The sequence below is a fragment of the Lentzea terrae genome, from assembly GCF_003265345.1.
GTDB classification, from domain to species: domain Bacteria; phylum Actinomycetota; class Actinomycetes; order Mycobacteriales; family Pseudonocardiaceae; genus Lentzea; species Lentzea terrae.
The window spans coordinates 67,354-84,253 of record NZ_QFWW01000022.1; the positions used below are offsets into that span (position 1 = coordinate 67,354).

Annotated in this window: 18 protein-coding genes; 2 read left to right on the top strand and 16 right to left on the bottom strand. The window is 70.1% G+C overall.

The annotated features are described in order from the left end of the window. Nucleotides 1-61: 61 nt before the first annotated feature. From DI276_RS27235 to DI276_RS27305, 15 genes are all read right to left on the bottom strand, one after another. Nucleotides 62-544 (bottom strand): poly-gamma-glutamate biosynthesis protein PgsC/CapC, encoded by a 483-nt coding sequence (locus DI276_RS27235; RefSeq protein ID WP_112268407.1) that lies wholly within the window; start codon nucleotides 542-544, stop codon nucleotides 62-64. Beyond that, nucleotides 538-1,719, bottom strand: a complete 1,182-nt coding sequence (gene pgsB / locus DI276_RS27240) for a poly-gamma-glutamate synthase PgsB (protein ID WP_112268409.1) — start codon at nucleotides 1,717-1,719, stop codon at nucleotides 538-540. Before pgsB ends, DI276_RS27235 begins: the two co-directional genes overlap by 7 nt. Continuing rightward, entirely contained in the window at nucleotides 1,720-2,763 is a 1,044-nt protein-coding gene (locus DI276_RS27245) for a cache domain-containing protein (RefSeq protein ID WP_112268411.1), read from the bottom strand. It abuts the gene before it with no gap. Beyond that, nucleotides 2,760-3,791, bottom strand: coding sequence for a hypothetical protein (locus DI276_RS27250; RefSeq protein ID WP_112268413.1), 1,032 nt, complete (start codon nucleotides 3,789-3,791; stop codon nucleotides 2,760-2,762). The genes DI276_RS27245 and DI276_RS27250 overlap by 4 nt, the downstream gene beginning before the upstream one ends. Then, nucleotides 3,788-4,717: a hypothetical protein gene (locus tag DI276_RS27255; RefSeq protein WP_112268415.1), complete on the bottom strand. Its 930-nt coding sequence runs from the start codon at nucleotides 4,715-4,717 to the stop codon at nucleotides 3,788-3,790. Before DI276_RS27255 ends, DI276_RS27250 begins: the two co-directional genes overlap by 4 nt. 116 nt (nucleotides 4,718-4,833) lie before the next feature. After that, the gene (locus tag DI276_RS27260) at nucleotides 4,834-5,484 is read right to left on the bottom strand and encodes a response regulator (protein ID WP_112268417.1); all 651 of its coding nucleotides are present in this window, start codon (nucleotides 5,482-5,484) and stop codon (nucleotides 4,834-4,836) included. Then, nucleotides 5,481-6,518: a sensor histidine kinase gene (locus tag DI276_RS27265; protein ID WP_112268419.1), complete on the bottom strand. Its 1,038-nt coding sequence runs from the start codon at nucleotides 6,516-6,518 to the stop codon at nucleotides 5,481-5,483. The genes DI276_RS27260 and DI276_RS27265 overlap by 4 nt, the downstream gene beginning before the upstream one ends. A 4-nt stretch (nucleotides 6,519-6,522) precedes the next feature. Beyond that, nucleotides 6,523-7,815 (bottom strand): RNA polymerase sigma factor, encoded by a 1,293-nt coding sequence (locus DI276_RS27270; RefSeq protein ID WP_112268421.1) that lies wholly within the window; start codon nucleotides 7,813-7,815, stop codon nucleotides 6,523-6,525. Nucleotides 7,816-7,828: 13 nt separating this feature from the next. Beyond that, nucleotides 7,829-8,251 (bottom strand): YciI family protein, encoded by a 423-nt coding sequence (locus tag DI276_RS27275; protein WP_112268423.1) that lies wholly within the window; start codon nucleotides 8,249-8,251, stop codon nucleotides 7,829-7,831. A 177-nt stretch (nucleotides 8,252-8,428) separates the two neighbouring features. After that, nucleotides 8,429-9,634 carry an SPFH domain-containing protein gene (locus DI276_RS27280; RefSeq protein WP_112268425.1) on the bottom strand — a complete coding sequence of 402 codons (1,206 nt, stop codon included), beginning with the start codon at nucleotides 9,632-9,634 and terminating at the stop codon, nucleotides 8,429-8,431. Between the two features lie 41 nt (nucleotides 9,635-9,675). Then, nucleotides 9,676-10,101: an NfeD family protein gene (locus tag DI276_RS27285; protein ID WP_112268427.1), complete on the bottom strand. Its 426-nt coding sequence runs from the start codon at nucleotides 10,099-10,101 to the stop codon at nucleotides 9,676-9,678. Nucleotides 10,102-10,214: 113 nt separating this feature from the next. Beyond that, nucleotides 10,215-11,021, bottom strand: coding sequence for a DUF3097 domain-containing protein (locus tag DI276_RS27290; protein WP_112268429.1), 807 nt, complete (start codon nucleotides 11,019-11,021; stop codon nucleotides 10,215-10,217). Nucleotides 11,022-11,196: 175 nt separating this feature from the next. Next, nucleotides 11,197-11,910, bottom strand: a complete 714-nt coding sequence (locus tag DI276_RS27295; RefSeq protein ID WP_112268430.1) for an aminoglycoside phosphotransferase family protein — start codon at nucleotides 11,908-11,910, stop codon at nucleotides 11,197-11,199. A gap of 5 nt (nucleotides 11,911-11,915) precedes the next feature. Beyond that, nucleotides 11,916-12,344 (bottom strand): hypothetical protein, encoded by a 429-nt coding sequence (locus DI276_RS27300; RefSeq protein ID WP_112268432.1) that lies wholly within the window; start codon nucleotides 12,342-12,344, stop codon nucleotides 11,916-11,918. Between the two features lie 140 nt (nucleotides 12,345-12,484). Next, entirely contained in the window at nucleotides 12,485-13,519 is a 1,035-nt protein-coding gene (locus DI276_RS27305; RefSeq protein WP_112268433.1) for a S66 peptidase family protein, read from the bottom strand. An 83-nt stretch (nucleotides 13,520-13,602) separates the two neighbouring features. Between DI276_RS27305 and DI276_RS27310 the strand changes: the two genes are divergently transcribed. Together DI276_RS27310 and DI276_RS27315 are read left to right on the top strand one after the other, a co-directional pair. Further along, nucleotides 13,603-15,213 (top strand): P-loop NTPase fold protein, encoded by a 1,611-nt coding sequence (locus DI276_RS27310; protein ID WP_198680938.1) that lies wholly within the window; start codon nucleotides 13,603-13,605, stop codon nucleotides 15,211-15,213. Nucleotides 15,214-15,228: 15 nt separating this feature from the next. Then, complete coding sequence (locus DI276_RS27315) at nucleotides 15,229-16,110, top strand: P-loop NTPase fold protein (protein ID WP_112268438.1); 882 nt, start codon at nucleotides 15,229-15,231, stop codon at nucleotides 16,108-16,110. Here DI276_RS27315 and DI276_RS27320 read toward each other — a convergent pair whose 3' ends face one another. Then, on the bottom strand, nucleotides 16,111-16,899 hold the full coding sequence (locus DI276_RS27320; RefSeq protein WP_112268440.1) for an SCO1664 family protein: 789 nt from the start codon (nucleotides 16,897-16,899) through the stop codon (nucleotides 16,111-16,113). Nucleotide 16,900 lies beyond the last annotated feature (1 nt).

Below are 16,900 nucleotides of genomic sequence, written 5' to 3' on the forward strand. Positions count from 1 at the left end.
TTGAGGTTCACCCCGCGTGCCGGTGCGGCTACCGGAGAGGCAGCCGCACCGGCATCGACCCCTACCGGTGGGGCAGGAAGTTGAGCAGGACACCGGTGAGCAGCACGACGTAGGACAGCATCGTCACCACGCCGGTCGAGATCAGCGTGGCCTTGATCGGCTGCCGCACGCACTGGTACGCGATCAGGCCGGGCACGATGAAGCCCAGCGTGCCGTGGGAGAACAGGAACGGCCGATCGCTCGACAGGAACAAGAAGATCGTCAGCTGCAGGAACACACCGAGCAGCAGCACCGTGGCGAAGAGCCTCTTGCCGTACAGGATCACCAGCTTTTGCAGCAGCCGCGTGCCGAAGTAGGTCGCGACGGTGACCCCGGCGATGATCCACAGCCGGCGCGGGTCGGTGATCAGGGCCAGGCCGAGCCAGCCCGGGGTGATCATCCCGCCCGGCGAGAGGTTGGACACCAGGTAGCAGCCCAGCGAGAACACCAGCCCGATGGCGATGGCCAGCACCGCTACCTCGGGCGTCAACGTCGCGGTCAGCACCGTTCCACCGCCTGTTCGAGATGGTGCAGCAGCAGCTCGCCCTGACCGTGGATGTTGCCGATGGCGACCAGCGACGCGTCGCCGTCGATCTGGTCGACGACGGCCTTCAGGATCTCCTCGACCGGCCGGTTCGCACCGCCCAGGTCGAAGGCCTCGCCACGCCAGGACGAGGGAACCTTCGCCAGCGCCGACCGGCTGGGGTGGCCGATCACGAAGAGCTTGTCGGTGAGCAGCTCCGGCACGATCTCCCCCATCTGCCCGTTGCGCTCGACCCGGTCGGGCCGGCAGTTGATCAGGGTGAAGACCGGGGACTGGATCAGCCGGCGTTCGATGAGCTGTTGCACGTTCATCACGGTGGACCTGGGGTCGTTGGCGGCGAAGACGTTGGCGAACCGCAACGTCTTCGCGCCGAAGCGGTAGGACTCGACGGTGAGCACGCCGGGATCGGGCGGCGCCTCCCACATCCCCTTCAGCGCCAGCTCGCGCGGTATCCCGACCAGGCGGGCGACCTCCAGCGAGATGGCGACGTTCTCCTTGAAGCTGTGGTAGGCGAACCCGTCCATCTCCTCGTCGGTGACGTCCTCGGGATCGACGGCGATCAGGTGACACGACCGTTTGTCGGCTTCCTCCTGCAGGATGTGCAGCAGCTCGCGTTCGGCCGTGACGCAGATGCCGCCGACGGGCATGGACCGCGACAGGGACCGCGCCACGTCCGGCAGCGTCGGGCCCATCTCCTGCAGGTGGTCCTCCCGGACGTTGCTCAGCACGCCGATGGTGGACTGGATGAGCTTGGTCTGGTTGACCTCCTGCAGCGGGGGCATGACCGCCATGCATTCCATGACCAGCACGTCCGGCTTGGCCGCCGCGGCGCGGCGGACGATGCCGATCTGCTCGACCACGTTGGCGATGTCGAACTTGCGGTGCACCGGCTCCTCGGTGGCGTCGGGGTGGATGAACCGGGCCGCGGTGCCGGTGGTCTTCGCGACGACCGTCAGGCCACCGCCGCGCAGGGCCCCGGCACACAGCCGGGTGACCGAACTCTTGCCCCGGATGCCGTTGACCAGGATGCGGTCGGGGATGCTGCGCAGGCAGCGCAGGTGACGGCGTTGCTCGACGATCCCCGCGATGAGCAGCACGCCGAGGACCGCGGCGAAAACCGTGTACAGGAAGAACATTCAGACTCTCCCGAGCAGGTTGCGGCGGACGCGTTCGAGGTCGCGTGCGATGAGGCCGAGCTGGTCGTAGCGGCGGACGATGACCGGTTTGGCTGTGTCGCCGCCCGCGATCCGCCTGGCGTCGCGGGCCAGTGCCCACAGGGGGCTGACGACCACCGCGTAGAGCCAGCCGAAGATCACGACGGTGAGGCTGGCGATGAGCACGCCGAGCAGCACCAGCTCGTTGCGCTCCGACGAGTGCGGCAGCGTCAGTGACGTCTCCGGCCGGTCGGTGACCACGACGAGGCCGAGCTGCCGGGTCTGTTCTGCCGTGGTGACCGGAGCCCAGCTGACGAGGTGCCTGCGGCCGTCGACGTCGTGCATTGCGGCGCCCGCTCCCGCGGTGCGCGCGGACTGGGCGGCCTGGTCGAGGTCCGGCCTGCTCAGCGGTTCGAACGCGGTGAAGCCCGAGGTCGCGCCGATCACCAGCCGGTCGGCGTTGAGCAGTCGCGTGTTGCCAGGACCGGCCAGGGCGAGCGGCGAGATCAGCGACTGGGGTTTGAACTCGGCGACGATCCGGCCCGCCCGGTCACCGGTGACCGGCACCGCGACGAAGACCCGCGGTGACACGCCCTGTGGCGCGGCGGCCGCGAGCGCCGGTTTGTCCGACGCGGCGATCGCGCCCGCGTCGACGTCCTCGCCGGCCTTGGCCACCACGGCGCCGTCCGATGAGAGGTAGGCGGCTCCGCGGTAGCGGGTCCGGGTGGCCACCAGCTGGGTGAGCAGACGGCCCGGTGTGTCGACGTCCTTGAGCGTCTTGATGCCCGCGGCGACGGCGTTGAGGTCGGACGCGCCGCTGTCCAGCGCACGTTGCAGCTGACGGGCGGCCAGTGCGGTGCGCGTCTGCTGTTCTGTCACGACGCTCTGCGGAATGTCCTCCACCAGCCAGGACGACGGAGCGGTCGCCACGGCCGCGCCGAGGCCCAGGAAGGCGGTGGCGCCGAGTGTCCAGACGACGAGGGCGATCGGGAAGTAACGCCGGGGGCGGCGCTCTGGCGCGGTCATCGCTGCTCCGCCATTTCCTCGTCGGCCTGTCGATCGGCCATGGTCGTGCGCGCCTGTGCGAACGTCTGGGCGACGCGGCCCGCCTCGCCGTACTTCGGTCCTGGCACTGCGGGTTCCGGCTCGCCGCTGACCTTCCGCAGCCGCCGGATCGGCCACTGCACGAACAGGAACAGGGCCGCGAACACGACCACGACCAGGACCGCCAGCACCCGGCCGACGGTGACGGCGCGACGCCGGGAGTCGTCGGTGGCCACGGCGACATCGGTGACCGGCTTGTTCGACACCACGCTCCAGCCCAAGCCGTTCGACGGCGCCCGTCCGGTCAGGGAGGCCCAGGCGAGCACGTCCGTCCGGTCGCCCGTGCGCCGAGCCTCGCTGCCCGCGGCGTTCTCGCCGGGATCGGTGGCCGGTGGGACGAAGCCCTGCGGCAACTGCGTGCCGGTGCCCACGCCGACGATCACCGAGCCGGACCGGTCGACCAGCCAGGTGCCCTCCGCGCCCGCCACCGTGAGCAGGTCGCTCAGCCGGTTCGGGTCGTAGTGCCCGACCAGGAGGTACTTCGCGTCCGCCGGTTTGCCGACGGGCGTGTACTGCACGATCTGATGTGTGGTGCCGACCTGGGCGATCTTCATGCCCGCCTCCTTGGGCAGGGGCTCACCGAGCACCGCGGGCTGGGCGGGCTCACCGACCTGGGCGACCACCGTCCTGGTGGTCTGGTCCAGGACGTAGAGGGACTTCCAGATCCGGGCCCGGAACGGGAGCAGCAGCGCGCGGTTGCGTTGCCGCAGGGACTCGTCCACGACGGTGGCGACCTCGGCCATGCTGCTCAGCCCGCCGTTGAGCGACCGCGTGATGGCCTGCGCGGCCGACATCGTGCTCTCCCGCCGGGCGTCGAGCACGGACTGGGGCACCGGGGAGACCGCGCGCGGCCGCGCCAGGTAGGCGGTCGCGCCGCCGGCCAGCAGCGTGAACAGGAGCAGCCCGGTGAGCCAGGGTGCCAGCACGCCGGGAACGCGGGTGCGGCTCACCGGTCGCCCTTCTTCCCGGCGAGCACGGACGCGACCTGGTCACGTGCCGAAGGGCTGTCGCGAATGTCCCGGGACACCTCGACGTGGACGAAGTCGGCCTTCTGCTCGTCGGAGTAGCGCGCCTGCACGTTGGTGGTCGCCTCCAGACCGGGACACCCGGTCACCCAGGGCTTGCACACCGACAGGCCCGCCGACTCCAGCCGCTGGGCCGTCTGCACCGCCAACGGGCTGCTCAGCGGCGGTCCGGCGGACACGACGACGTCGCTGTCGGGGGCGGTTTCGTTCTGGAACCCGTGCAGCTGCACGACCGGCACCCGGTGTCGCACCAGCAGCTCGTGCAGGTCCTCGAAGACGCTGGTGGTCGTGTGCGCCATGTCGGCGACCCGGTTCTCCGCGGCGCGGCGGTGTGCCCCGGCGACCACCAGCACCGAGCCGGGGGCCTTGCGGAACAGCTCGACGCCGAGGGACTCGCTGTCCTGGTCGGCCTTGGGGTGCGGCACCTCGATGCCCAGACGGGCGCTCTCGGAGGTGTCGATCATGATGCGGCCCCAGCCGCGAGGGCTGCCGGCGTTGTCCGCGATCTCGCGGTACGTGCGTTGCGTGGCGGTGTCGACGCGTTCGCTGATGGTGTAGCCCACCGCGGCGAGCACGTCCTTGGCCTCGTTCGGCGCGTTGTCCAGGACGCGCTGCACGCCGGTGCTGATGGCGGTGCGCTCGGCCTGGGTCGGCCGCGTGTAGCCCGTCTCGGCGGACATGCCCTGGGAGAACTGCTGCACCTCGGACAGCAGGTCGGTCTTGGCGGCTTCTGGTTTGTCGTCCTTCCGGTTGCCGGTGCCGGTCGGGAGGAGGTACAGCACGAGCCCTACGACGACGATCGCGCCCGCGATCGCCACGCTCGCCCGTGCGGTCGAGCGAAGTTTCTTCACAAACCGAACGTGACACGGCCTCGGGGACCGGTGCCGTGGGATGTAACTATCGTCCAGCCGGTACCGGCCACCCGGATGGCACGCCACTGGTCATCCGGACGACGGTGGCCGGCCTGTCAGTAGTTGTCCTCCGCGTCGTGGGCGACCATCGCCAGTTGCACGCGGTTGCCGCAGTCGAGCTTCACGAGCATCCGGCTGACGTGTGCCTTCACCGAGCCTTCACTCATCTCGCAGGAGCGCGCGATCTCGGCGTTCGACAGGCCCCGTGCCAGCAACCGCAGGACCGTGCGTTCGAGGTCGGTCAACTCCGCCAGCCGGGCTCGGGCGCGGTTCGCCCGCCGCGGGTCCCGGTCGCGGAACGTGGTGAGCAGGGACCGGGTCACCTGGGGCGCGAGCACCGCGTCGCCGGCCGCGATCGCCCGCACCGCGTCGATGAGCGCACGCGGTTCCATGTCCTTGAGCAGGAACCCGACAGCCCCCGAATGCAGTGCGCCCTGCACGTACCGGTCGTAGGTGAACGTGGTCAGCATCGCGACCGCGGTGCCGGGCACGTGCTTGCACACCATCTCGGCGGCGGCCAGCCCGTCACCGTCGGGCATGTGGATGTCCATCAGCAGCACGTCGGGCCGGTGCTGGTGCACCAGTCGCAGCGCCTCGGACCCGCTGGCGGCCTCCGCCACGACCGCGATGTCCCGCGCCGTCTCCAGCACGCCCCGGATGCCCGCCCTGACCAGATGCTCGTCGTCGGCGACGACAACGGAGATCATCGGACGCCCCCGCCTGCCCGGAAGACCGCGGTCACCACAAAACCTCCGGCCGCCTCTGGTCCCCAGTTCAACTCGCCGCCGACCCTCTCGACCTCCGCGGCGAGCGTGGTCAGGCCCCTGCCGGTGCCGGTGCCGCAGGTCTGGGGCGGTCGTGCCGGTGGACTGTTGCGCACCGTCAGCCGCGGCCTGCCCTGCACGATCTCGAACTCGATGGCGACGTCGACCGGTCCGGCGTGCTTGTGCACGTTGGTCAACGCTTCCTGCACCACGCGCCGGACCACGTCGGACAGCTCCGGCGGGACATCGGACAACGCGGACTCGACCCGCACGCCCGCGCGGCGCGAGCTCTCGACGAGGTCGGCCACCGTCACCGGTTCCGCGTCCAGCACGCCGATGATCTGACGCAGGTCCCGCATGGCGGCGCGGCTGGTCCCGCCGAGCAGCTGTGCCGTCTCGGTGTCGGAGGTGCCGGTGAGTTCCAGCTTCCCCGCGTGCAACGCGATGAGACTCAGTTTGTGGCCGAGCACGTCGTGCATCTCACGGGCGATCCTGGACCGCTCCCGCGCGACGGCCTGGTCCCGCTGCATCTCCACCATCTGCCGGGAACGACGGACGTAGAGGCCGATCGCGAGCGGGAGCAGGAGCTGCAGCACCATTTCCGACGCGACGAAGATGGTGTTGAGCTCCTCCTCGTCGGCCCACATCGGGATCGCGAAGCCCGCTGCGGCCGCGACGACCGCGAGCGAGCCGGACACGACGCGAGCGTGGGTGCCGACCGTGTACAGGGCGCAGAACAGCGCCGCGAAGACCTGGCCGGGGGCGAGGAGGTCGATCGAGGCGACCAGCACCGCCGCGGCCGCGGGGAACTTCCTGCGCATCGAGAGCAGACCGGCGGCACCGATCGTCCATCCCGCATCGCCGAGCCCGTCCGCCGAGATGAGATCGATGCCACCGCACACCACGATGGCCGCGACGTCGGTCAGCAGTTCCCGTCTTCGGCCGCCGAGACTCGGCCGGCACACCTCGAAACGCACACGTTCAGTTTCCCGGAGTCACCAGAGCGTCGAGCTTGCGGGTCAGCACGGCACGTTCACGCTCGTTGCCGCACAGCCGGACGGCGGTCTCGAACTCCGTCCGGGCCTCGTCGACGCGGCCCAGCCGGCGCAGCAGCTCGCCGCGCACTCCGGGTAGTTGGTGCGAGCCCTTGAACGCCTCGTTCGACGCCAGCGCGTCGACGATCGGCAGCGCCGCGGCGGGCCCTTGGGCCATGGACACGGCGACCGCGCGGTTGAGCTCCACGACCGGCGACGGGGCGAGCCGGCCGAGGGCTTCGTAGAGCACGACGATGCGGTTCCAGTCGGTCTCCTCGACCGACGGGGCCAGCGCGTGGCACTCGGCGATCGCGGCCTGCAGCCCGTAGTAGCCGTAGCCGCGGCCGATGTCGGCGGCTTTCGCCAGCGCCGCACGGCCGCGGGCGATCGCGGACCGGTCCCAGCGGCGGCGGTCCTGGTCCTCCAGCAGCACGGTCTCGCCGTCGGGTCCGCGCCGGGCCGGGAAGCGGGCGGCGGTCAGTTCCAGCAGCGCGAGCAGGCTGTGGGCCTCGTGCTCGTCGGGCATGAGCCGCGACAGGATGCGGGCCAGCCGCTGCGCCTCACCGGCGAGGTCCAGCCGCATCACCTCGTCGCCGGAGCTCGCGGACGAGCCCTCGGTGAAGATCAGGTAGACGACGCTGAGCACCTGCGCCAGGCGTGCGGGGCGTTCCTTGACCGGCGGCACCTCGAACGGCACGCCGGCCGCGCCGAGGGTCTTCTTCGCGCGGGTGATGCGGGCCTGCACGGTCGCGGTCGGCACCAGGAACGCGCGTGCGATCTCGTCGCTGGTCAGACCGCCGATCACGCGCAACGTCAGCGCCACCCCCGCCTCGCGCGACAGCACCGGGTGGCACGAGGTGAAGATCAGCGCGAGGGTGTCGTCGTCGATCTGGTCCGGGTCCCACAGCACGTCGTCAGGTGCGGGACCGGGTTCGGTGGCGCCCGTGAGAGCGCCGCCCTCCGGCAGGTTGTGGGCGAGGGCGGCGTACTTCTCGTCGCGGTTGCTGCGGCGGCGGAACGCGTCGATCGCGCGGCGCCGCCCGACCGTGAGCAACCACCCGGCCGGGTTGTCCGGCACGCCTTCGCGCGGCCACGTCACGAGCGCCTCGGCCAGGGCTTCCTGGGCGAGGTCCTCGGCCAGCGCGAAGTCACCGGTGTAGCGGGTGAGCGCACCGACGATCCGCGCGGAGTCGATGCGCCACACCGCGGCTACGGCTTTGCGGCCAGTGGGGTCGCTCATGGCACCTATCAGATCAGAGCTGGCCGGTGGACTCGCGCCAGGCCCGCTCCTTCTTGATCCACTCGTTGTCCTGCGGGAACTCGTCGATCGTGGGGACGCGGCGGATCTCGGTCTTGAACCCGGCCGCGGTCATCGGGGTGCGCTTGGCCCACTCGACCGCGTCCTCGATGGTGGGGACGTTGATCAGGTAGAAGCCGTTGAACAGCTCCTTGGTCTCCCCGTACGGGCCGTCCGTGACGACCGGCGGCTCGCTGGAGAAGTCGACGACCACGCCTTCCTCGGCGGGGGCCAGGCCCTCGGCGGCGATCAGGACGCCGGCCTCGATGAGCTCCTCGTTGAACTTGCCGACGGTCTCGAGCATCTGGTCGAAGTCGATCTCGCCGAGGTTGCCCCAGGCCTCGTCGGAGGTCACGCGCCAGATCAGCATGAACTTCATGGTGGTCTCTCCCAGTGGTCTTGCGGGTCCGTTGTGGACCCTTTCACGCTCAGGTCGAACAGGCGGGTCGTTCGATCGACACGCGACCCGGAATTTTTCGAACTTTCTGTTTCCGCTGGTCACACAGCACAGCGGCCCGCCCCGATGATCGGGACGGGCCGCTCCGCGTCGTGGTGCTCAGACCTGTTCGTCGGGCTGGTGCAGTGAGCGCGGCTGCTCGGTCTCCAGCTCCGGCAGCGTCGAGGTGGCGCTGACCGAGCGCTGCGGGGTGCTCAGCGGGCCGGGCACCTCCTTGCGCGCCACGGCTTCCGCGGCGGCGACGGCCTCGGCGACCTTGGGGTCCGGGGCGGTGTCGAACCAGTCGGCGACCGACTCGTCGTCGTCCTCGGGCTTGGGCCGTTCGGTGTCGTCGGCCGGCGGTTCGTAGCGGAAGACGCCGTCGTCGCCGGGCGCGCCGAGCATGCGGGCGAACCCTTCGAGGGCCTTGCCGTAGTCGGACGGGATCATCCACACCTTGTTCGCGTCGCCTTGCGCCATCTGCGGCAGCGTCTGCAGGTACTGGTAGGCCAGCACCTCCGGGGTGGGCTTGCCGTCCTTGATCGCGCCGAACACCTTCTCGATGGCCTTGGCCTGCCCCTGGGCCTGCAGGTAGCGGGCGGCGCGTTCACCCTGGGCGCGCAGGATCTGCGACTGGCGCTCGGCCTCGGCGGCGAGGATCGCGGCCTGCTTGGCGCCCTCGGCGGCGAGGATCTGCGACTGCTTCTGGCCTTCCGCCGTCTTGATGGACGACTCCCGCTGGCCCTCAGCCGTGAGGATCATGGCGCGCTTCTCCCGGTCGGCGCGCATCTGCTTCTCCATCGAGTCCTGAATGGACGGTGGAGGGTCGATGGACTTCAGCTCGACGCGGGCCACCCGCAGGCCCCACCGGCCGGTCGCCTCGTCCAGCACGCCGCGCAGCTGGCCGTTGATGTAGTCGCGGGAGGTGAGGGTCTCCTCCAGGCTCATGCCACCGACGAGGTTGCGCAGCGTCGTGATCGTCATCTGCTCGACACCGATGATGTAGTTGGAGATCTCGTACACCGCACTGCGCGGGTCGGTGACCTGGAAGTACACGACCGTGTCGATGGACACCGTGAGGTTGTCCTGGGTGATCACCGGCTGCGGCGGGAACGACACGACCTGCTCACGCAGGTCGATGCGGGCCCGCACCTTGTCGATGAACGGCACGATGATGTTCAGGCCGGGCGCCGCGATGGTGCGGAAGCGGCCGAGACGTTCGATGACGGCGGCCTGCGCCTGCGGGATGACCAGCACCGACTTGACGGCGATGGTCAGCACGAAGATCGCAATGACGGCCACGACCACAAGGGTGATCGGGTCCAACGCGGCTCACATCCTTCTGAGGTCACACTCTTCGGGCGCGGTCACACCGCGGCGATGACCACGGCGGTCGCGCCCGAGATCTCGACAACGGTGACGGCTTCGCCTGGCTCGACCACGGACCCGTCGAGGGTGCGCGCGCTCCAGGTGTCGCCGCCGATCTTCACCTGCCCGCCGTGCTCGTCGACCCGCGACACCGCGACGGCCCTGCTCCCGAGCAGCGCCTCGTGGTGCATCTTGATGCCGGAGCCGAGCTGCAGCCGCTTCTTGAGCAGCGGCCGCGCCCCGACGATCAACCCGAACGACGTCGCCGCGAACACGAGCACGCTCACCAGGTCACCGGCGCCCAGCGCGGTCACGCCCGCCGCGGCCAGCGCGGCGGCGCCGAGCATGACCAGCACGAAGTCACCGGAGAGAACCTCGGCGATGACGAGGAGTATCCCGACGATCAGCCAGATCAGCGCGGCCATGCGCCCATACATACACCAACGGGCAGCGTGCGGCTCCGAGATTCACCGTGCTGGGCCCTCGACCGTAACGAAATCGATCAACCGGCGGGCTTGCTGGGCCGTTCTCGGCCGGATCAGTCCTGCGGCACGGTGACGAAGTCGATGAGCCGCTCGACCGCGCCCAGCAGATCCGACTCGATGTCGCGGTAGCTGCCGACTGCGCCCAGGACCCGCTGCCAGCCTTCCCAGGTCTCGCCCCAGCCGAGCTGGGCGCAGACGCCTTCCTTCCACGGGACTCCGCGCGGGATGACCGGCCAGGCCTCGATCTTGACCGCTTGGGGTTTCACGGCCTGCCAGATGTCGACGTACGGGTGCCCGGTCACGAGGACGTTGTCGTCGTGGATCTGCTCGACGATGCGCTGTTCCTTGGAGCCCGCGACGAGGTGGTCGACCAGCACGCCGAGCCGGCGGTGCGGGGCGGTGCCGAACTCGGCGATGCGGGTTTCGAGTTCGTCGACGCCGTCGAGCGGTTCCACGACGATGCCCTCGACGCGCAGGTCGTGACCCCAGACGCGTTCGACGAGCTCGGCGTCGTGCTTGCCCTCGACCCAGATCCGGCTGGCCTTGGCGGTTTTGGCGCGCAGGCCCTCGACCCGCACCGAACCGGAGGCACTGATGCGGGGCTTCTGCGGCTGTGGCGCGGGTTTGACGAGGGTGACGGGCTGGCCGTCGACGAGGAAGCCCGCCGGGTTGAGCGGGAACAGGCGGTGACGGCCGTGGCGGTCCTCCAGGACGACCTGGCCGTACTCGAACTTCACGACGGCGCCGCAGAAGCCGCTGGCGGGGTCCTCGACGACGAGGCCGGGTTCGGCCGGAATCTCGGGGACCTTCTTGCGCTTGGGGGTCGAGAGGATGTCGCGGCCGTAGTCGTGAGATCGCACGTTCGCAGACCCTAGCGCGGTGATCACAATCGTCGCCACGTCTCGCGCGCCTCAGCAGGGCACCTCGCGGCACCGGCCCCACGCCCCCACATGCCCGATATGAGGACGCGGGGCCGGCACCGCGATGCACCCGTCTGAGACGTGCGAGACGCGGCGCCGGTTAGTGATCACCGCGCTAGCCGTAGAAGGGTTTGAAGGCGCCGAGCCACTCGTGGACGCGGGCGACGTCGATGTCGGCGCCGTACAGGTCGTGGCCGTCGTGCACGAAGTCCATCCAGTCGAACGCCGGATCGCCGACGCACGCGCGGGGGTCGATGGCGACGGGGCCGTGCGGGCCTTGCAGGACGTTGCCGGGGTGCATGTCGCCGTGCAGCAGGACGGGTTTGACGTTGTCCTCGGCCAGTTTGCGGGCGCGGTGGCGCTCGGTGGCGTAGTAGGTGCCGGTGCGGCGGGTCAGCAGCGTCTCGAAGAGGAAGTCGACGCGGGCGCGCAGTGGCGGGAAGCCGGCCGGGTTCGCGGTGTGCAACGCGGGCACGACGCGGGCCGGTTCGGTGGCCGGGGTGCCGGGGGTGAGGCGTTCAAGCAGGATCGCGCCGCGGGCGAGGTCGGCGTCGAGGAGGTCGACCACGGCACGGGTGTCGGCCCAGGCGGTGAGGGCGCGGGCTTCGTGGGCGGCGACGTCGTGGTCGGGCGTCACCTTCAGCACGGCGGTGGCGCACAGGAACGTGGCGCCGGTGCCGCCGGGCATGTGCCGTTCGACGGTGAGGCCCCAGCGGGCGGTCAGGGTGGCGATCAGGTCGGGCAGCGCGTCGATCCACGCGGTCACGTCGTCGCCGAACCGTCTGAGGAGCCGCGCTCTGGCGTCTTGGTCGATCACTGGGTCGATCACTCAGCTCACGCTAGCGAGTCGGCTCCGGCTTGGCGGCGGAACTGGTAATCGGCCAGGGCCGGGTGCCACCGCCCGTTGGCGTCGAAGCAGGTGGCGAGCAGCTGGAGGTCCGCGCCGTCCCCGGCGACGGCTACTTTGCCGTCGACGACCCATTTGTTGACCGGCAGCAGGGGGACGGGCCAGCCGACCACGACGAGCCGGTCGCACACGAGGCGTTGCAGGCGGCCGCCGTCGTTGTCGACGATCACCGCCGGGGTGTCGAGGTCGAAGTCGCGGACGATGGCCAGCGGGTAGCGGCGCACACCGATCTCGCCGAGCGCGGCGACACCCGGCCCGATCAGGTGAACCGGCCCGAATCTTCGCGCCAAACAGACAGCTGCCCTCGCGCCGAGATCGGCCGCGCCGACCACGACGATCCGTTCGAAATAGGTCATGTCAACCCAATTCCCGCATTCACAGTTCAAATGTTCACGCAGGTCAGAATGCCTTCACGAAGATAGGGCCACGATGATCCGCGCGTCAATCGCCGCCCATCTCAATTGGTCTGTCACAATGGGTGCGGAATAGTCCGGGTTCAGTAGGTGACGGTGATCGTGCGGGCCGGCCCGTCGACGCGGATGGTGCCGCCGACGGGGATGACGACCTGCGGGTCGGTGTGGCCGAGGTCGACGTCGAACACGATCATCGTCTCGGGCGCGTACTCGCGGAACGCCCTGAGCACGGCCTGGCGCTGAGCTGCGGTGTAGGTGGCGCGGTCGGTGTCCTGGTTGGTGAAGAACCACGACTTGGCGCGTCCCACCAGCACGGCCGCGAACCGCTGCAGCAGCCCGCGTTCGCCCATGTTGCGCAGGATCCGGTACACCTCGACGTCCGTGGGCATCTCTTCGGAGGTCTCGAAGAACAGGACGGTGCCGTCGTAGTGCTCGGGAGGGTGGATCTCCTTGCCGGCCATCATCAGCCAGGACAGGATCTCGAGGTTGCCGCCCCACGACGGGCCGGCCGCCGCGTAGTCGGGCTGGTGCCAGATCCAGCCGGTGCTGGGTTCGAGCTGCGGTTCGGTGCCGAAGGTGGCCTCGTCCTCCCAGGGGCTGTCCTTGTCGCCGTAGGCCGTGCTCTCGCTGAGTCGGTACTCCCCAGGCGTGAACAGCGCGGCCCGCAACGAGTCGGCGCTGGTGGGGTGCATGGCGCCGGGCCGGCCGAACTGCACCATGACGCTGCCGCCGGAGAACCCGACGATGCCCCGGTTGCGCAGCCACAGCAGCATGTTCGTGTTGTCGCTGTGCCCGAAGAACGGCTTGGGGTTGGCCGTGATGAGATCGGCGTCGAGGTGCGGTAACACGGTGATCTGGTCGTCGCCGCCGATGGTGGCGATCACGGCTTTGATCGTGGGGTCGGCGAACGCGGCGTGCAGGTCGGCGGCGCGTTCCTGCGGGGTGGCGCCCATCTTGCGGGTGGCCGGGTATTCGACGGGGTGCAGGCCGAAGTCGGTCTTGAGGCGCTGCAGGCCCAGCTCGTGGGGCAGCGGGAACAGGCCCGGCAGGCCCGCGGCCGGGGAGACGATCGCGACGCGGTCGCCGGGCTGGGGTTTGGGCGGGTTGATCAACGACATGGTTGCCGAGCGTAGTAACGCCGGGTCGGCGGGTCGCGACCTAGGGATACCAGGCGTCGAACAACGTGCTCCGGGGGCGACCGGTGACCGAGCCGCACCGTGCAGTCAACGTGGCGGTGCTGGCCGCGTCGGACTTCGGGTTCGCGGCGGTGCAGCAGCTACTCGACGACGTGGATCCGCAGGGACCGTTCACGGCGGGAACGATTCGCGGCACTGACGTTCGCGTCCTGCTCGGCTCTCTCAGTCCGAGCACATCCGCGGTCGAAGCGGGGCTTGAGAACCTCGCGGCGCTGCGCCCGAAGGCAATCCTGGTCGTGAACGTCGCCGACACCGTGCGCGACGAGGTCGCTTCCGGCGACGTCGTGGTGGCTACCCGGCTCGACCACTATCCAGGCCAGAACACGCCGGCGTTCGGCAGCGAGGTCGTCGCCTGGGAGCCCGACCCGAGGTTGCGGGCCCGCGCGTTGGAGCTGGCCCGGTCCGGCTGGTGGGGCGCCGACCCCAGCCCACCCGGCAAAGGGCATTTCGCGCCGGTCGCCACCGTTCGCGACGCGGCCTCCCTGACGCGGCCGGTCACCCGGGACTTCCGCGATGCCGCCCTGATTGGCAGCGAGCGGCTCCTGCCGGCGTTCTACGAGGGCCGCGACCTGCCGATGCTCTTCCTCTACGGCGCCGGGGCACGTGCCAACCGCACGTTGGACGTTTCGAGCGTCAGCGGGCCGTCTTCCGCGCTCGGCAACGTGGTCGCGTTCACCCTGGCCCTGGCCGTCCAGCTCGACGCGGAGGCCAACGACGTGGTGCGACGGCTGCACACCAGAGGCCACGGCGACCGGCTCGCGCGCACGGACCTGCTCGCCAGAGAGGCGTTCGTCGAGTCACTGGCCGAACTGCTCGCGTACACGGCTCCACCGGGCAGCGACGAGGACCAGGCGGGCCCGACGGTGATCGCCATCGAAGGTGCGTGGGGCGCGGGCAAGAGCACGCTCATGGACATGACCCGCAATCGGCTCGACGCGATCGGGCCCCGAGTCGTACCGCCCGAGGCGAAGCCGTGGGGACCGGTGCTGAAACGGTGGCGGGAGCGCAAGCTGCGGGCGTGGGACGCCGACCTCACCTTGAGCGGGTGGCCGGCCCGCTCCGAGGGCGGCAAGGACGTCGCCGCTCCTCGGGTGTTGACGGCGATGTTCAACCCGTGGTCGTACCAGACGGGCGAGCACGTGTGGGCCGGGCTGAACGACTGCATCGTCAGCGCGGGCGCGCCGGTGATCGCCGGGCACGCCGGGTCGTCGTTGCAGCGGTTCTGGTTCACCCACAACATCGAGCGGCTCGACCGGCGGCACGTCCAGCGGACGCTGCGCAAGCGGCTCATCTCGCCGTTGTTGCGGCTGGGGATGTTCGCGTTGCCGGTGCCGTTGCTGGCCCAGTTGCTGCGTTCGCCGGACCCGTACACCGTGTTCGGGTATGTCGTTCAGCCCGTCGACCTGGCGTTGTGGATCACCGGTGTCCTGCTGGGCGCCGGTCTGCTGCACACCGCTGTGCGCTACCTGGCAAGGGCCGCCGACACGCTGCTGCCCGCCGAGTTGTTCGGCCCGCTCACCGGGTACGCCTCCGGTGCGGGGACGGACGATCCGCTGCGGGATCCCCACCGCCGCGCCAGGACAGGTCCGTTGCACAGCGCTCAGCAGGACGTGTAGGACCTCGTCCGCGAGTTGGGTGACTCGGGTTCTCAGCTGGTCGTGTTCATCGACGACCTGGACCGGTGTTCGCCGCGCACGACCGCGGACGTGTTCGAGGCGATCAACGAGTTCTTGAGTGCGTCGTTCCCGACGATCAGGTTCGTGCTGGGCATCGACGCGGCGGCCACCGCGGCGCATCTGGACGCGGCGTACTCGGCGCTGGTGGTGGCGGACGCCGGGCGGGACACGGCGGATCCGAGTCCGGGCTGGACGTTCCTGCGCAAGCTCATCCAGCTGCCCCTGCCGTTGCCCAGGGTGGTGCGCACGCACGTCGAGCCGTTGCTGACCGGTCTGCTCGGGACACCGACCACGGTCACGGAGACCACCGCTGGCGCAGCACCGATGACCACGCCGGCACCTCAGCCGGTGACCGAGGTGTCGGCGTCCGATGGCGCGGAGGTCGGGGAGATCGAGACGGCGGTCGCGGTGGTGACGCTGGAGCACGACGAGCGGGTGCGGCAGCGGTTCGCCGAGCGGCTGCAGGCGCAGCCGGACCTGTCGGTGCGGGAGGCGAAGCGGATCCTGACGGTGTGGATGTTCTACGTCCGCGTCCTCGACCGGCTCAGCCCCGAGACGGGGGTGGACGGGGTGAGCAGGGCGTGTCATCTGGTGTTGCTGGCGGAGATCGTGGCGCGCTGGCCCGCGTCGCAGCGCCGTCTGCACCGGCGGGTCGATGGCAGGCACGGGTTGCGGGCTCTCACCGATGCCGTGGACGACAACGCTGTGTGGGAGATCGAGGTGCAGCGGTACGGGTTGTCCGGGGATCAGCACCAGTCGTTCCGCACCGGTGTGCGCCGGATCCTGCGCCAGTACGACGGGGGCGAGATCGCGGCGCTGGCCGAGCAGCTGACCTGATCAGAAGGCGGGCCAGGGAATGGCGGGCCAGTCGCCGGAGGGTTCGGGGAAGACGCCGTCGGCCAGCAGCTTGTCGGTGCGTTCGCCCACGGCGCGGACTTCGGCGCGCGTGAGGTGGTCGTGCAACTGCTTCCCCAGTGTGCCGTCGAGCGCGGATCTCAGTCGGCGCAACGACTCCGCGACCTCGGCAGGCAGGGGTTCGCGGGCCCAGCCCCACAGGACGGTGCGGAGCTTGGGTTCGGTGTGCAGGCAGATGCCGTGGTCGACGGCGTAGACGGAGCCGTCTACGGCGTGCAGGACGTGGCCGCCTTTGCGGTCGGCGTTGTTCACGACGACGTCGAAGGCGGACATCAGCGCGATGCGCGGGTGGTCGGCGTGCACGAGGACGGCGGGGTCGCCGAAGCGGTCGTGGGCGTGGAAGACCGGGATCCAGCCGGGCTTGACGTCCTCGACGCCGACGATGTCGACCAGTTCGTCTTCTTCGCGGGTGTCGACCCAGAGCTGGACCATGCCGCTGCCGAACGGGCCGGGGCGCAGCACGGTGGGCGGCACCAGGTCGAGGCCGGAGGAGGCCGAGATCAGGTAGGTGGCCACTTCGCGGCCCGCGAGCGTGCCGTCCGGGAAGTCCCACAACGGGCGTTCGCCGCGCACGGGTTTGTAGACGCACTGGGCGTCGACGCCGTCCAGCGAGATCTTGCAGAACAGGGTGGCGTTGGAGGCGTCGACGAGGCGGCCCTCGACCTCGATGCGGCCGTGGTTGAGCAACTCGAGGGCCGCGGCGGTGTCCATG

What these genes read in the sequence shown, in the direction of transcription:
- DI276_RS27260 (WP_112268417.1), bottom strand. Translation starts at nt 5,484, where the DNA reads ATGATCTCCGTTGTCGTCGCCGACGACGAGCATCTGGTCAGGGCGGGC.
- DI276_RS27305 (WP_112268433.1), bottom strand. Translation starts at nt 13,519, where the DNA reads ATGTCGTTGATCAACCCGCCCAAACCCCAGCCCGGCGACCGCGTCGCG.
- DI276_RS27275 (WP_112268423.1), bottom strand. Translation starts at nt 8,251, where the DNA reads ATGAAGTTCATGCTGATCTGGCGCGTGACCTCCGACGAGGCCTGGGGC.
- DI276_RS27285 (WP_112268427.1), bottom strand. Translation starts at nt 10,101, where the DNA reads ATGGCCGCGCTGATCTGGCTGATCGTCGGGATACTCCTCGTCATCGCC.
- DI276_RS27320 (WP_112268440.1), bottom strand. Translation starts at nt 16,899, where the DNA reads ATGGACACCGCCGCGGCCCTCGAGTTGCTCAACCACGGCCGCATCGAG.
- DI276_RS27270 (WP_112268421.1), bottom strand. Translation starts at nt 7,815, where the DNA reads ATGAGCGACCCCACTGGCCGCAAAGCCGTAGCCGCGGTGTGGCGCATC.
- DI276_RS27245 (WP_112268411.1), bottom strand. Translation starts at nt 2,763, where the DNA reads ATGACCGCGCCAGAGCGCCGCCCCCGGCGTTACTTCCCGATCGCCCTC.
- pgsB (WP_112268409.1), bottom strand. Translation starts at nt 1,719, where the DNA reads ATGTTCTTCCTGTACACGGTTTTCGCCGCGGTCCTCGGCGTGCTGCTC.
- DI276_RS27300 (WP_112268432.1), bottom strand. Translation starts at nt 12,344, where the DNA reads ATGACCTATTTCGAACGGATCGTCGTGGTCGGCGCGGCCGATCTCGGC.